Below are 13,671 nucleotides of genomic sequence, written 5' to 3' on the forward strand. Positions count from 1 at the left end.
CGCTGACCCCGGAGTTCGACCTCGGCACGACGGGCAAGCTGGGCGTCAGCGCGTGGAAGCCCGACGAGACGACGCCGACCCGCCCGTGACACCGGGCCCCCCCCCCCCCCCCCCCCCCCCCCCCCCCGCCCCCCCCCCCCCCCCCCCCGGGCCGCCCCCCCCCCCCCCCCCCCGCCGTGGGTGTGGGGACGGACGGTGACGCGCGGGGAGCCGGGCCGGTCAGCCCCGCCGGCCGGGGCGGAAGTCGCGTACGGCGCGCGCCTGGCGGGCGAGGGCGAGCAGCCGGCCGTCCTCGGCCCACACGGCGCTGTCCTCGACGGCCCAGCCGCCGCCCGCGTGCTCGGTGCGGCTGCGGACCAGCGCCCAGCCCCGTGCGGGCCCGGCGTCCAGGACGTCGGTGAAGTGGACGGTCAGTTCGGCCGTCGGCACCGGACGGGGCTCGGTCCACACCGCGAACAGCGCGGGCGGCAGGGCGTCGGCGAGGACGACCAGCGCCTGCGGGTCCAGCGGCCGGCCGTCGGCGAAGCGCATCCAGGCGGTGAGTTCGGCCCGTTCCCCGCCGGCCAGGGGGCGCGCGTCGCCGGCCGGGCGGATCTCCAGGTGGGCGGCGAACGCCGCCAGCGAGCGCGGCAGGGTGAGCGGCGGGCACACACCGGGCCCGGGGACGGCGGGCGCGGGGGTGGCGGCGTGGGCGGGGCCGGGTTCGCTCCGCCCGAACACGGCGCTGCCGGTGAGCGCGGCGGAGCCGTCCTGCAGTGCGGTGACCGAGGAGACGGACGTGCGGCGGCCCTCGCGCAGGGGGCTGGCCGCCAGGCGCAGCGGGCGCTCGTCGACGGGGGCCAGGAAGTGCGCGCCGAGGGTGCGGACCGGGGGCCGCTCGCCGGTGCGGGCGGCCAGGTCGTCGCACATGGCGGCGAGTGCGAGGGCGGCGACGTAGCCGCCTTGCGCCCCGTTCCAGGACCACCAGGAGCGGTCGATGCGGAAGGTGCCGTCGTCCGCGGACGGCGCGGTGCCGGGGGCATCCGCGGTGTCCGCGCCCGTGTCGGTGGTCGGGCCGGGCATGACGTCCCCCTGCGGGGTGTGGGTGCGGTGTCCCGGTCCACGGTAGTGCAGTGGGTTGGATATTCAAATCGAGTCGGAACCCGGCCGGCGACGTCGGCCGGGCGGGCGGCGACGGGTCCGGTCCGTACGGTCACGCACAGCGACGGGGGCCGGGCGCGGCGGAAGGGCGCCGGGCGGCGGGAGGCTCAGTGCGGCGTCGCCCGCGAGGGGACGTCGTGGTGCTGGTGCCCGCCCGTCGCGAGCATGCGGACTTCCCCGCGGTCGCTGATCTCCGCCTGGACGATGCCCGTGTCGTCGCTGTACACCGGGTGTCCCCCGGCACCCTTGCGCTCGGTGCGCTTGACGACCACGGTGTCGCCGGAGACGGGGAAGGTCAGATCGTAGGTTTCGGCATGACTCATGAGGGGAACCTCCTGTCTCCGCCCATATGACGATTTATGCCCAGAGAATCACTGGCCAATGACACCGGTCATGACGTCCGCTGTGGCGCGGGATCGACCCCGTGGGAGAGCATGGAGCGGTGTCGATCATCAAGGGGGAACACGTGCCGCACCTCACCCACGTCGCCGCTCCGGAGGGTGTCCTCCCGGGCACCGGCTACAGCCACGTCGTGTGGGGCGAGGGCCGGTTCGTCGCCGTCTCGGGCCAGATCGCGGTGGACGAGCACGGTGGGCTCGTGGGGCCGGGCGACCCGGCGGCGCAGGCGCGGCAGGTCTTCGCCAACCTCGACCGCTGCCTGGCGGCCGCCGGGGCGGGATGGGGCGACGTGGTCAAGCTGACCTTCTTCGTCACCGACGTCGCCTTCCTGCCCGCGGTCCGCGAGGCGCGCGACGCGTACGTCGACACCGAGCGGCCCCCGGCCAGCTCGGCGGTGCAGGTGGCCGCGCTCTTCCGACCGGAACTGCTGCTGGAGGTCGAGGCGTTCGCGATCGTCCCCGCGGCGTCCGCGGGAGGGGCGGACCGGCCGTGACCCTGGTCCCGGAGCGGTTCTCCGTGACGGCCGCGGCCCGGCGGCTCACCCCGCCGGGGCCCGGCGACCCGCCGCGGGTCTGCCTGGTGGACACGGCGGCGAACGCGGCCGCCGCCGTCCACCTGGCGCCCGGGCTGCTGGACCGGGAGGAACGCGAGCGGGCCTCCGCGTTCCACTTCGACCGCGACCGCACCAGCTACGTCACCGCGCACGTGGCGCTGCGCCTGCTGCTGGCGGCGTACCTGGGGACCCCGCCCGGCTCGGTGCCGCTGGTCCGGGAGGACTGCCCGGCCTGCGGCGGCCCGCACGGCCGGCCCGCGGTGGAGGGCGGCGCCCCGCACTTCTCGCTCTCCCACTCCCGGGAGCTGACGCTGGTGGCCATCGCCGCGGGCCCGGTGGGGGTGGACGTGGAGGCGCTGCCCGGCGAGGAGGCCGTGGACGGCGTGTGGCGTTCGCTGCACCCGGCGGAGGTGGCCGAACTGGGGGCGCTGCCGCCGGTGGAGCGCCGGGAGGCCTTCGCGCGGGCCTGGGCGCGCAAGGAGGCGTACCTGAAGGGTCTGGGAACCGGCCTGGCCAGGGACCTGTCGGAGGACTACGTCGGCTCGGGCCCCGCTCCCGCCGCGGGCCCCGAGGGCTGGTCGCTCTCCGACGTCGCCGTCGGGGACGGCCACCGGGCGGCCGTCGCCGTACGACTGGGCTGACGCCCTCCGGCCCCGCGGCCGTTCCCGTTCACCCCTGCCCGGGGACCGGTTCCAGGGCCCGTTTCGAAAGTCCCGCCTGTCCCGCGACGCTCCCCCAGCTGCGCTGGGAGGTGCCCCCACGCTGCGTTGTCGAATCGTCCGAGTAGCCCACTACGAGGACGACTCTCCGCCTTGCGATGCACCGCACCAGGGGGCACTTCCCGGCGCAAGCTGGGGGAGCCGCGGGACCCGCCCTCCGGGCGGCCGACGCTACTTTCGACACAGGCCCTAGCGTGCGTACTCCTCCGCGAGGAAGCGCATCGTCTGGTCGACGAAGACCCGCATCTCGCGGGAGAGGTTCTTGCCGCGCCGCCAGGCGATCTGGGTGTGCACCTCGAAGGGCACCGGCCACGGCAGGGTCACCAGGGTGCCGGCCTCCAGGGCGTCGACGACGGTGGCGGTGGGCAGCAGGCTGATGCCCAGGCCCGCGGCGACCCCGCGCTTGATGGACTCGATGGTGCCGAACTCCAGGAAGGGCAGCGACTCGCCCGTGCCGTCGTTGAGCTCGGCCTCGAACAACTCGCGGTAGGCGCAGCCCGCCTCGGCGGATATCACCTGGACCTGCCGGAGGTCATCGGTGGTGATCTTGTCGAACCCGGTCAGCGGGTGGTCGGGCGCGGCGACCACGGTGAGCGGCTCGGAGCCGAGCACCTCGGTCTGCACGCCGGGGTGCTGGGTCTCGGCCTCCATCAGGAAGCCCATGTCGAACATGCCCTGGCGCAGCGCGTGGCAGGTCTCGGCGCAGAGGCTGGGGCGCAGCACGATGTGCAGGGCCGGGTAGCGGTGGTGGAAGAACTCCAGCAAGGGGGGCATCCGGTAGGAGGTGATGCTCTCCATCGAACCGATCGTCAGCACTCCCGAGGGCTCCTCCGAGCCCAGGGTCGCACCGCGCGCCTCCCCGGCGAGCGAGAGCATCTGCTCGGCGTACGGCAGGAGCCGCTGGCCGGCCTCGGTGAGCTGGATGCGGCCCCCGAGACGGTCGAAGAGGTCGACCCCGAGCGACATCTCCAGCCCCTTGATCTGGGCCGTGACGCTGGATTGCGCGTACTTCAGTTCCGTCGCCGCCCGGGTGAAGCTGAGCAGCGTCGCCACCTTGTGGAACGTCGCCAGCTGCCGAATGTCCATTGACCCCTCCCGTGGTTCGGCTCACGCCGGATCAATACTCCCTCCACAGGAAATCAAGTGGCCGGTGCCGGGCGCCAGAACTCCGGGTTGTCTGATCGAGGACAACCCCCGTCAGCATGGGGACACATCGTCCTCGCCGGGATCGGCCGGAACGACGTCGCCGTCGGGGATCAATCCCTGGCGGCCGATCAGCAATCCCGCCTGGAATCTGCTGGTGGCGCCGAGTTCCTCCATGATTACGGATATGTGGCGACGACATGTACGGGTCGCCATCCCGAGCCGCCGGGCGATCACCTCGTCCTTCAATCCCATGGCCATCAAGCGCAGGATTGACAGCCGCAAGTCCTCGGTGACCTGGTGGTATTCGGCGGTCCGGCCCACGTCGAAGGGCTGACTGGCCTGCCATATGGACTCGAACGACCGGCACAGATAGGCGACCAGCGTGGGATCGGAGACAATCGCCGCACCCGGCGGTTCCTTTCCCTTCCGCTCCTTCGGTATGAACGCGAGTTTGCGGTCGTAGATGATCAGCCGCTCGGAGAGTTCCTCGGCGGTGCGGACCTCGGCGCCCCCCTCGCATATCTGCCGCACGTAGGTACGGGTGGCGAGGCTGGTGCGGGCGGTGTGCTGGTAGAGCGTGCGGATGCGGATCCCGCGGCGCCGCATCTCCAGGGTCTGCACCAGGTCCTGCTCGAGGAGTTCGGCGCTGCGACCGCCGCCGGGCTGCAGGCTCAACCGCTCCTCGGTGCAGCGGCGCCGCGCCAGGTCGATCTCCCTGCGCACTTCCTCGAAGTCGTCCAGCACCCTGACCGGCACGTCGTCGGGGGCGGCCCGGTCGCTCGTGCGGTAGACGGCGGACAGCGCCCGTAACTGACGGTGTATCCCGGCGATCTCCTGCCGGCGGTGGGCGATGGACAGCTCCAGCGGAGTCACCAGTTCCGCTTCCGCGACGTCCGGGTCGAGCGCCACGACGGAGCGGCCGGCGCCGACGCGGCCGAGCAGCCGCAGCTCCTCCAGGGTCTTGCGGGCCTCGGCGACCAGGTCGACGTCGACGCCCAGCTCGGCGGCGATCTCGTCATCCCTGAAGGCACCGGCTCGCAGAGCGCATTCGTATGCATCAACAGCAAGGTCGTCCAACAGGCGATGCTCGTCCACCGATCACCCACCCCATGCCCGTTTTGCCGCTATCCACTTGTTGCCGCTCCATCATAGGACACTTCCGGCGGGTCGAACTCGATCTCCGGAACTGACACCTTGTTCTGGTGCCCACAAAGGGCGCGGCAGACAAGCGATGTGGGGGGATCCACGATGGTGAGCACTCGTCATTTACTCGCCCGGGGCTTCGCGGTGATCGTCCTGGCAGCCGGAGTTGTTTACTCCGCCGCTCCGGGGACCGCGGTCGTTTCCGGCGACGGCCCGCGGAACACGACGCTGGCGGATGACAAGTGGGACGAGGCTCCGATCGGTGGCGCCGACACGCATTCAGCCGGCGACCACCACGCCTGATTCGTCACGGTAATTGGTTGAAGGAGAAAACATGTCGTCGAATGAACCCATGACCACGCCCCCGGGCGGCCCGGAAGAGGAATCCGGCACTCTGCACTGGCCGCGGCGGCCGCGCTAGCCGCCGCCCCGGCCGGGCCCGGCTGCTCAGTGGTGCACGCGGCGGTCGCCCGGGGTGACCCGGTACCTGATGTCCCACAGGTTGCGCCGGACGTACGTGCGCTGGAGCCAGCGGTCCCGGCCGTCGTAGCGGGCGGTGAACCGCGAGCGGGCGTGCACGCCCTTGCGGTTGTTGACCAGCAGGGCCGTGCCCGGTTCGAGCCGTACGGCGTGCGCCGACGCGCGGCAGGCCTCCTGCAGCAGTTCCAGGGCCGCCGCGGCCCCGCGGGTGAGCGGGCGCACGCCGTTGGCCGAGACGGCGATCCCGGGGAAGTCCCGGGAGCCGCTGACGATCGGCACCGGGTCCGACAGGACCTCCGCACCGCCCGCGACATCGCGGGTGTAGCTGCCCGGCGCGTTGAGCCGGAACAGCGGACTGCGCAGCGTCTCCAGCGCGCTGTCCGCCAGCTGCCCGCAGATGTCGCGGGCGTCCGCGTAGTAGGTGGCGGCCGTCCCGGAGGGGTCGCCGCGCAGGCAGTTGAGGACCAGGAAGTCCGGGTTGGCCACGTCCCAGCGCCCGGCCGGGTCGTGGGTGATGTCGCTGTGGAAGTTGAGGAAGACGGCGGAGCCCTGGTTGGTCTGGGTGCTCTCGCCGCCCGGGACCGGCACCACGTCGTGGATCAGCCGCCCCTCCTTCTCGGTGAGCACGCCGACCGGCTCGCCCAGCAGCCCCGACAGGCCCAGCAGCACCCCCTCGGCGACGAAGCCCCGCTTGGCGCGGCTGGGGCCGCCGTCCACCGGGGTGGGCGGCAGCTCCCGGTCCACGGGCAGGTTGCGCACCAGGGCTACGCCGGGGGTGTCGACGTGGCGGCCGAAGTCCAGGACGCGCTGCAGCAGTGCGGTGGGCAGCGCGGCGAAGATCCGGTGGTAGCGGGTCATCGCCCGGTCGATGTCCCGCGCCGGGTCGGGGAGCGCCGCGAGCCGCTCCCCGATGTCGTCCCGTACCGCGTCGGGCAGTTCCAGCTCGGCGAAGGTGTCCTGCACGGCTCACACTCCTACAAGGCGGGCGTCGGGGGCACCGGCGGGGGCCGCGAAGTCCAGCCGGTCGTGCAGCCGTTGCGCGAGGTGCAGGGCGTCCTCGGCGCTCTCGGCGATGTGGGTGGTGACCTTGCTGCCGCGCACCTCCGCCACCGGCACGCCCACCCGCCGGCCCGGGGTGACGCCCTGCCGCAGCTGGACGGCCTCCAGGTCGACGAAGCCGCCGATGACGGCCACTCGGGGTTCGCCGGTGAGCCGCACGGTGTCGATGCCGGCCACGTGGAAGGCGTTGTGCGCGGCGTCGGCGTGGGCGTCGTCGGGGAAGTCCAGCACCACCGAGCGCCGGTCGAGGACGACGGCGGCCATCTGGTTGCCGACCGCGCTGATCCGGGTGCCCGGGGAGTACGGGGCCCGGTTGTAGCGCAGCACGATCTCGATGCGGTGCCGCAGCGCGAGCTGGACGGCGCGGCGGTGCAGCACCTTCGCCCCGTACAGCGACATCAGGGCGGCCATGTTGTACGAGACCTGCGGCAGCAGGCGGGCCCCGGTGACCAGGTGCGGGTCGGAGGTGTAGATGCCGTCGACGTCGGAGTGGATCTCGCAGACGTGGCTCTCCACGGCGCGGGCGACGGCCAGCGCCGACAGGTCCGAGCTGTTCTTGCCCAGCCACGTGGGCCGGCCCTGGCCGTCGACGGCCTGGCCGCCGGGGACGACGACGACCTCGTGCCGCTCGAGCGCCCTGCGCAGCGGGCCGGGGTCGGTGCTGACCACCCGGGCCCACAGGAAGGAGGAGTTGGTGACCAGCCCGACCTGGTGCCCGGCGAGCACGGTGGCGCTGCGGCCCGCCCGGTGCAGGGCGCTGGCCAGCAGGTGGGCGCTGAGCAGGTCGCCGGTGCAGAGCATGCCCGCGGCGGTGGCGTCCTCGGGGCGGAGGTTGACCTCGTGCAGGCGGCCGCGCAGCCCCTCGGTCTCGCCCTGCATCGCGCTGACCACCACGGCCAGCGGCCGGCCCTCGCGGCGTATGCGCTCGTCCAGGCCGGCGGCGAGGTCGTGGTACGCGGCGGGGGTGCGGAAGGTGGACCCGCCGAACTTCAGTACCGCCGGGGCCGTCATCGCGCGCCTCCCGCCAGGAAGCCGCGGCTCAGGGCGTACTCGGCGATCTGGACGGCGTTCAGGGCCGCGCCGACCCGCAGGTTGTCCGAGACCAGCCACATCCAGAAGCCCCGCGGGTTGTGCGGGGCGACCCTGATCCGCCCGATGTGGACGTGGTCGGGGTGCCCGGCGGTGAGCGGGGTCGGGAAGCCGCCCGGGTGCTCCCGGTCGTGGACGGTGACCTCGGGCAGCCGGGCCAGCAGCGCGACGAGCTCCCCGCGGTCCACGGGTGCGCCCGCCTCCACCCAGACCGCCTCGGAGTGGGAGTTGACCACGGGCACCCGCACGCAGGTGGCGGTCAGGTCCAGGTGCGGGAGCCCGAGGATCTTGCGGGACTCCTGGAGCATCTTCTGCTCCTCCAGGGTGAAGCCGTCGTCCAGCAGCCGGTCGATGGAGGGGACGACGTTGAAGGCGAGGGCGGGCCGGAAGCGCTCGGAGGGCAGGTCGGCGTCCGGGTCGCGCAGCGCGACCTCGCTGCCCTCCAGGAGTTCCTCGATGCCCTGGTGGCCCTGGCCGGAGGCGGCCTGGTAGGTGCTGACCACCACCTGGCGGACCCCCCAGCGGCGCTGCACCGGCAGCAGGGCGCGGACCAGCGGGATGGTGGAGCAGTTGGGGTTGGCGACGATCCCGCCGCCCGGGCGGCGGTGCAGTTCCGCGGCGTTGACCTGCGGCACCACGAGCGGGGTGTCGGGGTCCATGCGGAAGGCGTTGGTGTTGTCGATCACCAGGGCGCCCTGGGCGACGGCGGACTTGGCCCACTTGTCGCTGACCGCCGTGCCGGCCGAGAAGAACGCGATGTCGGCCCGGCCGAAGTCGAAGTCCTCCAGGGCGACGACCTCGCGGGCGCGCCCGTCGACCGCCACGTGGCGGCCCGCGCTGCGCGCCGAGGCGACGAGGTGCACCTCGCGGTAGCGCAGTCCGCGTTCCTCGATCAGTTCGATGAGGGTGCTGCCCACGGCCCCCGTCGCGCCGACGATGGCGATGCGCGGGGCGGCGGGATCGGTAACGAGGGTCATCGGGGATCTCCGATCTGGACGAGCCCGGCCGCGGGTGCCGTGGCTTCCGGTCCGGTGCCGCCGGCCGCGGCGGGACGACGGCGCCGCGGCAGCAGCCGCCAGCCGAGGTTGACGCCGAGTCCCGCCGCGGCGATCAGTGGCACTCCGAGGGCCTGCACCGGCCCGACACGGTGCCCGTAGACCGCGAGGTCCACCAGGATCGCGACGGCCGGGTAGACGAACGACAGCACCGCGATGCGGTCGGTGGACAGCTTCCGGTACGAGGAGTAGAGCAGGACGTACATCAGGCAGGTGTGGATCACGCCGAGGCCCACCAGCCAGCCCCAGCGCGCGCCCAGCCCGGCGGTCTCGCCGAGCCGGGCGAACGGCAGCAGCAGCGGGATGCCGACCAGGACCTGGATCAGCGCGGTCAGTTGCGGGCGGACGGTGGTGAGCCGCTTGGCGATCACGGTGGCGAAGGCGTACAGCAGGGCCGCCGCCAGCGCCTCGGCGATGCCGAGCGGCCGGCCGCCCCCGCCGGGGCCGGCCCCCGGCGGGCCCGCGACGAGCAGCACCCCGGCGAAGGCCAGCACGATCCAGCCGGCCCGTTGCCGGTCGAGCCGTTCCCGGAACAGCGCGACACCCAGCAGCACCACGTAGAAGGGCTGGGTGTGATAGACGACGGTGGCCACCGAGATCGAGGTGCGGCGGTAGGCGTCGAAGAGCAGCACCCAGTTGAGGACGATGCACACCCCGCCGAGGGCGGCGAGCGCGAAGGTGCGGCGGGTCAGCCCGGTGTTCCTGAGGTGGCCCCGCAGCAGGCAGTAGGCGGCCAGCGCCACCGCCCCGAAGACGCAGCGGAAGAGCACCACGGTGGTGGAGGAGACCCCGGACTCCAGGACGAAGACGCCGAGGGTGCCGGAGAGCCCCATGGCCGCGGTGAGTTCGAGGGCGCCCCGGCGCGCCCGTGCGGCGGGTGTGGCGTCACTGCTCATGCGCTGTCGGCTCCTTCCGCGGCGGACGGGGGTCAGTGCAGGGGGACGGCGTAGTGCAGCCCGCCCCTGGTCCACAGTTCGTTGGGGCCGCGCGGCACGTCGAGGCCGGACGCGGCGCCCAGGTTGCGCTCGTAGACGTCGGCGTAGCTGCCGACGGCGGCCAGCACGCGGGCGGCCCAGCCCTCGTCCAGTCCGACCGCGGGGCCGTGCGGGCCGGCCAGCGCGGCGGCCCTGCCGGTGCCCTCGTGCTCGGCGGCGGGCAGCAGTTGCAGCACCCAGCGGACCAGCCGGAACCAGTGCGGGTCCGCGTCGCGGACGGCGGCCGCCATCGGCTCGCGGGAGATCGAGGCGGGCAGGATGCGGTGGGCCCGCGGGTCGGGCAGCCCGGCGCGGGCCCCGGCCAGGGCGATGCGGTCCAGGACGTAGGCGGCGCAGTCGCCGGAGGCGTACGCGGCCAGCGCGCCCGCGGGGTCGTCGAAGCCGACCGGGACGGTGGTCAGGCCGCGCGGGCCGTACCAGGCGGCGAGGTTGACCGGGGTGGTGCAGCCGGTGTGGACGGCGAGCCGCCGCCCCGCGAGCCGGGCCGGGTCGTCGATGCCGTCGGCGGCGCGCACCAGGAAGCCCTCGCCGTCGTAGGCGGTGATCCCGGCGAAGAGCACCGGGTGGGCGGCCTCCCGGCCCAGTGTCCAGGTGAGGTTGCACACCGTCAGGTCGGCCTTGTCCGCGGCGAGCACGGACAGCCGGTCGGCGGCCCGCACGGGGCGCCAGTCGACGGCCTCCGGGTCGTGGAGGACGGCCGCCGCCACGGCGCGGGCGATGTCGGTGTCCAGCCCGGTCCAGCGGCCGTCGGCGGTGCGCAGGGACAGCCCGCGGATGCCCAGGGAGACGGCGGCGCGCAGGACGCCGCGGGCGCGGACGGCGTCCAGGGTCACCGGCGTCGTGCGTGCGGGGGCGGTCATGAGGCGTACCCGTGGAGCGGGCGGGCGGTGCCGGTGAGGTCCTCGCGGTCGTAGCGGCGCTCGTTGAAGGAGAGCATCTCGCCCAGGCCGCGTGCGGTGAGCGGGGTGACGGGCGCCGCGGGGCCGCCGGCCGGGGCGGTGGTCACCGGCATCGCGCCGGCCTCGGTCCAGCGGAGCATGCCGTACGGGTCGACGGCGGCGCGGGCGCGGCCGGCGTTGCCGGGGTGCAGGCAGTACGGCACGTCGAGGACGCCGCGGGCGAAGGCCGCGACGAGGGCGTCGCCGACGGTGTCCGCGAGGGCGAGGGTGGCGTCGACGAGGGTCCCGGCCTCCTCGTACAGGCCGGTGGCGGTGGGCCGGGGCCCGGCGGCGGTGTCGGGGCGGGCGGCCGCTTCCGCCACGGCGTGTGCGAACTCCAGGGCCTCGACGTTCTCCTCGACGGTGGGGATGCGGCGGGACTCGGCGGGCGTCTTGACCACCAGCCGCTCCGCGCCGCCGCGCACCGCGAGCCGGACGCTGTGCTCCAGCAGCCGGTAGGAGCCGATCGGGGTGCGCGGGAAGACGCCCATGTAGGTGTAGAGCACGACGTGCCGGTCGGTGCCGGGCAGCCGTTCCGCGGCCAGCCGGCGCAGCGCGGCCAGGGCCTCCAGGTCCTGGCCGGGGTGGACCTGCTGGGCGTAGCTGAGCGAGATGCCGGTCAGCCCGTGCTCGCGGAAGAACATCCCCTCCAGCACGCTGAGGGCCACCAGCAGCGAGGGCGGGCACAGTTGGCCGAGCATGCAGCCGCCGAAGGTCTCCAGGTGCGGGGGGACGGGCTGCCCGGCCAGGAGTTCGCAGCCGGCCCGCCACTCGCGCACCGCCGCCGCGAGCGGGGTGCGGCTGTAGGGCAGGCAGTACGAGACGGGGCCGCCCTCGGTGGCGTCGATCCCGGCCGCGGCCACGGCGCGCAGCAGGCGCAGCGGCAGGGCGGTGCCGTGGCGGAGCTGCACGGGGAAGTCGGGGGCGGCGGTCTCCGCCAGCAACCTCCGTACGGCGGCGGGCCCGTGGGCGAGCAGCGGGAAGCCGTTGAGGTCGGCGGGGCGGTCGCGCAGGGCGCGGCGGGCGGCGGCGTAGTCGTGGCAGCGGGTGTAGCTGTCGAGGGTGATGGTGCCGGCCGTGGTGGCGCGGGCCCCGCGGACGGCGCGCAGTCCGGCCCGCATCCGGCCGAGGTCGCCGAAGCCCATGCGGGGCTGGACGACCAGCCGTCCGGCCGCACGGGCCCGGCGGACGAACGCGGAGAAGCGGTCGGCGCTGTGCGGCATCAGGCCACCTCCCCGGGCGCGGTGCGGCGCGGGGCGGAGTCCCGTCCTCGTCGTGGGCCGGCCGGCCGGTCCGGCGCCGCGGCGAGGAGCCGGGCGGGCGACGCGGGACGGGGGTGCCGCCGGGCGGCGGCCGGGAAGGGGACGCCGCCGGCGACGGGGCCCGGGGCGGGCGGGGTGCGCAGGGCCCGCAGGTAGGTCTCGAAGCGGGCGAGCGCGCCGCCGCCGGTGTCGTCGCCGTCGTCGAAGACGGCGTCGTAGCCCGCGGCGGCCAGGCGGGCGGCGGGGCGGGTGTCGTCGCGGCCGTGGACGCCGAGCTTGCCGCCGATCACGACGGGCAGGGCGGCGAGGGCCGGTTCGGCGCGCAGGGCGCGGATCAGCCGCAGCCCGTCGAGGTGCCCGTGGCCGTTGACGGTGCCGATGACCAGCAGGTCCGGGCGGAGCGCGCGGCAGGCGCCGGCGATCTCCGCGTCGGGGGTGAGGCTGCCGAGGTTGGACACCTCGTGACCGTGCTCCTCCAGCAGCAACTGCAGGAACACCAGGTTCCACATGTGTGCGTCGGAGGAGACACCGGAAACAATGATCCGCCTCCGGGAGGCGGCAGCCATGCCAGTCATTGATTCCCTCGGTAGGAATGTGGAGTGGGCCGGGGAAATCATCCGCGGCGCACCGCCGGAGGGTCCAGCGGTGCCGGGTGGAAATACCCGAAGGTCGCGATCAGGAATTTCTATCCCGCACTGTCCGGATCGTCCCCGTTCCCGAACAGATCCAGCCGGGTCGCCGCCATGCCCAGTTGGAAGCGGGTCTCCACACCGAGCTTCTCGCACATGCCCGACAGGTAGCGGCGGAGCGTACGGGTGGAGATACCCAGCCGCCGGGAAATGAATTCATCCGACCTGCCGAGTTCCAGCTGGCGCAAAATGGCCACCTCGACGTCCTCGAAGACGTCGCCGTCGAAATCGCCGCCGACCGGTTTCGCGTGCTCCCAGATGTGGTCGAATATCACTTCGAGAAACGAGACCACGGTCGGGTCGCGGAAGAGCGCCGCACCGCCGCCCTTTCCGGTGGACACCAGTGCCACGACGCCGTCCAGCAGGATCATCCGGCCGGGGATGACCGCCGCGGTGCGCAACTGGGCGCCCAGGTCGCCCAGTCGCGTCATGTGCCGCAGCGCCTCCCGCTGCCGGCGGGCGGTGTGCGGCACCACGGTCCGGTAGCGCACGCCCCGGTCGAGCAGGTCCCGGTCCAGGTCGAGGGCGGCCCGCAGGGTCTGCGGGCCGCCGAGGGTGGGGTGGGCGGTGAGCACGCGGTGCCGGACCTGCGAGGACAGGTCGGAGAGCCGGTGCCGTACCGCGTCGCCGTCGGTGAGCAGTTCGGTGGTGGTGCCGGCCAGCCGCTGCCGCTGGTGGGCGTCGTACAGGGCGCCGAGCGGGCCCAGGTCGCGCCGGGTGGTGTCGATCTGGCGCAGCAGCTGGTGCGCCTGCAGGCTGAGGGAGGCGGTGAGTTCGGCCGCCGCGAGGCCGGGCGAGACGACCTCGTAGCGGCAGGGACCGTCCGGGTGCAGCAGCCGGTGCGCCATCAGCCGCTTGACCGACTCGTCGAACTCGTCCGCCGGCAGACCGAGTTCGGAGGCGCAGTGGCCGGCGTCCGGCGACACCTGCAGCAGGTGCCGGTAGACGCCGACGTCCTGGGATGTGAGCTCCTGGTCCGACACGGCGGCTCCCCTTTGCTGGTC

General features: G+C 74.0%; 14 protein-coding genes. 2 read left to right on the forward strand and 12 right to left on the reverse strand.

All coding sequences use genetic code 11. From position 1 onward, the window contains the following. Positions 1-219: 219 nt before the first annotated feature. Entirely contained in the window at positions 220-1,062 is an 843-nt protein-coding gene (locus tag ACFZAU_RS04820; RefSeq protein ID WP_500551126.1) for an acyl-CoA thioesterase, read from the reverse strand. A gap of 185 nt (positions 1,063-1,247) precedes the next feature. Next, positions 1,248-1,463 (reverse strand): DUF6296 family protein, encoded by a 216-nt coding sequence (locus tag ACFZAU_RS04825; RefSeq protein WP_499514004.1) that lies wholly within the window; start codon positions 1,461-1,463, stop codon positions 1,248-1,250. A gap of 119 nt (positions 1,464-1,582) precedes the next feature. Between ACFZAU_RS04825 and ACFZAU_RS04830 the strand changes: the two genes are divergently transcribed. Beyond that, on the forward strand, positions 1,583-2,032 hold the full coding sequence (locus ACFZAU_RS04830) for a RidA family protein (RefSeq protein ID WP_499602567.1): 450 nt from the start codon (positions 1,583-1,585) through the stop codon (positions 2,030-2,032). Continuing rightward, a complete protein-coding gene (locus ACFZAU_RS04835) occupies positions 2,029-2,733 on the forward strand; it encodes a 4'-phosphopantetheinyl transferase family protein (RefSeq protein ID WP_500551127.1) in 705 nt (234 codons plus the stop codon). The genes ACFZAU_RS04830 and ACFZAU_RS04835 overlap by 4 nt, the downstream gene beginning before the upstream one ends. Positions 2,734-3,000: 267 nt before the next feature. On the opposite strand, the gene ACFZAU_RS04840 is transcribed toward ACFZAU_RS04835, so the two are convergent. The 10 genes from ACFZAU_RS04840 to ACFZAU_RS04885 all read right to left on the reverse strand — a co-directional run bounded on the left by ACFZAU_RS04840 (position 3,001) and on the right by ACFZAU_RS04885 (position 13,650). Beyond that, the gene (locus ACFZAU_RS04840; protein ID WP_499602571.1) at positions 3,001-3,897 is read right to left on the reverse strand and encodes a LysR family transcriptional regulator; all 897 of its coding nucleotides are present in this window, start codon (positions 3,895-3,897) and stop codon (positions 3,001-3,003) included. 111 nt (positions 3,898-4,008) lie between these two features. Further along, entirely contained in the window at positions 4,009-5,052 is a 1,044-nt protein-coding gene (locus ACFZAU_RS04845) for a helix-turn-helix transcriptional regulator (protein WP_500551128.1), read from the reverse strand. A 495-nt stretch (positions 5,053-5,547) separates the two neighbouring features. Beyond that, positions 5,548-6,543 (reverse strand): TauD/TfdA family dioxygenase, encoded by a 996-nt coding sequence (locus ACFZAU_RS04850; protein WP_500551129.1) that lies wholly within the window; start codon positions 6,541-6,543, stop codon positions 5,548-5,550. 3 nt (positions 6,544-6,546) lie between these two features. Beyond that, positions 6,547-7,650, reverse strand: a complete 1,104-nt coding sequence (locus ACFZAU_RS04855; protein ID WP_499602577.1) for an amino acid kinase family protein — start codon at positions 7,648-7,650, stop codon at positions 6,547-6,549. After that, positions 7,647-8,705: an aspartate-semialdehyde dehydrogenase gene (locus tag ACFZAU_RS04860; protein ID WP_499602578.1), complete on the reverse strand. Its 1,059-nt coding sequence runs from the start codon at positions 8,703-8,705 to the stop codon at positions 7,647-7,649. The genes ACFZAU_RS04855 and ACFZAU_RS04860 overlap by 4 nt, the downstream gene beginning before the upstream one ends. Continuing rightward, entirely contained in the window at positions 8,702-9,679 is a 978-nt protein-coding gene (locus ACFZAU_RS04865; RefSeq protein WP_500551130.1) for a DMT family transporter, read from the reverse strand. The genes ACFZAU_RS04860 and ACFZAU_RS04865 overlap by 4 nt, the downstream gene beginning before the upstream one ends. Positions 9,680-9,711: 32 nt before the next feature. Further along, a complete protein-coding gene (locus ACFZAU_RS04870; RefSeq protein ID WP_500551131.1) occupies positions 9,712-10,638 on the reverse strand; it encodes an amino acid ABC transporter substrate-binding protein in 927 nt (308 codons plus the stop codon). Next, positions 10,635-11,939 (reverse strand): methylaspartate mutase, encoded by a 1,305-nt coding sequence (locus ACFZAU_RS04875; RefSeq protein WP_500551132.1) that lies wholly within the window; start codon positions 11,937-11,939, stop codon positions 10,635-10,637. The genes ACFZAU_RS04870 and ACFZAU_RS04875 overlap by 4 nt, the downstream gene beginning before the upstream one ends. Further along, positions 11,939-12,595: a cobalamin B12-binding domain-containing protein gene (locus tag ACFZAU_RS04880; RefSeq protein WP_500551133.1), complete on the reverse strand. Its 657-nt coding sequence runs from the start codon at positions 12,593-12,595 to the stop codon at positions 11,939-11,941. Before ACFZAU_RS04880 ends, ACFZAU_RS04875 begins: the two co-directional genes overlap by 1 nt. 68 nt (positions 12,596-12,663) lie before the next feature. Beyond that, a complete protein-coding gene (locus ACFZAU_RS04885) occupies positions 12,664-13,650 on the reverse strand; it encodes a helix-turn-helix transcriptional regulator (protein WP_500551134.1) in 987 nt (328 codons plus the stop codon). Positions 13,651-13,671: the final 21 nt, after the last annotated feature.

Origin of the sequence: Streptomyces sp. NPDC008238, from assembly GCF_042956445.1 — a bacterium.
In the GTDB taxonomy this organism is placed as follows: Bacteria; Actinomycetota; Actinomycetes; order Streptomycetales; family Streptomycetaceae; genus Actinacidiphila.

Coding starts and splice junctions, on each gene's coding strand:
- ACFZAU_RS04820 (WP_500551126.1), bottom strand. CDS start 1,062: ATGCCCGGCCCGACCACCGACACGGGCGCGGACACCGCGGATGCCCCC.
- ACFZAU_RS04825 (WP_499514004.1), bottom strand. CDS start 1,463: ATGAGTCATGCCGAAACCTACGATCTGACCTTCCCCGTCTCCGGCGAC.
- ACFZAU_RS04840 (WP_499602571.1), bottom strand. CDS start 3,897: ATGGACATTCGGCAGCTGGCGACGTTCCACAAGGTGGCGACGCTGCTC.
- ACFZAU_RS04855 (WP_499602577.1), bottom strand. CDS start 7,650: ATGACGGCCCCGGCGGTACTGAAGTTCGGCGGGTCCACCTTCCGCACC.
- ACFZAU_RS04860 (WP_499602578.1), bottom strand. CDS start 8,705: ATGACCCTCGTTACCGATCCCGCCGCCCCGCGCATCGCCATCGTCGGC.
- ACFZAU_RS04865 (WP_500551130.1), bottom strand. CDS start 9,679: ATGAGCAGTGACGCCACACCCGCCGCACGGGCGCGCCGGGGCGCCCTC.
- ACFZAU_RS04870 (WP_500551131.1), bottom strand. CDS start 10,638: ATGACCGCCCCCGCACGCACGACGCCGGTGACCCTGGACGCCGTCCGC.
- ACFZAU_RS04875 (WP_500551132.1), bottom strand. CDS start 11,939: ATGCCGCACAGCGCCGACCGCTTCTCCGCGTTCGTCCGCCGGGCCCGT.
- ACFZAU_RS04880 (WP_500551133.1), bottom strand. CDS start 12,595: ATGATTTCCCCGGCCCACTCCACATTCCTACCGAGGGAATCAATGACT.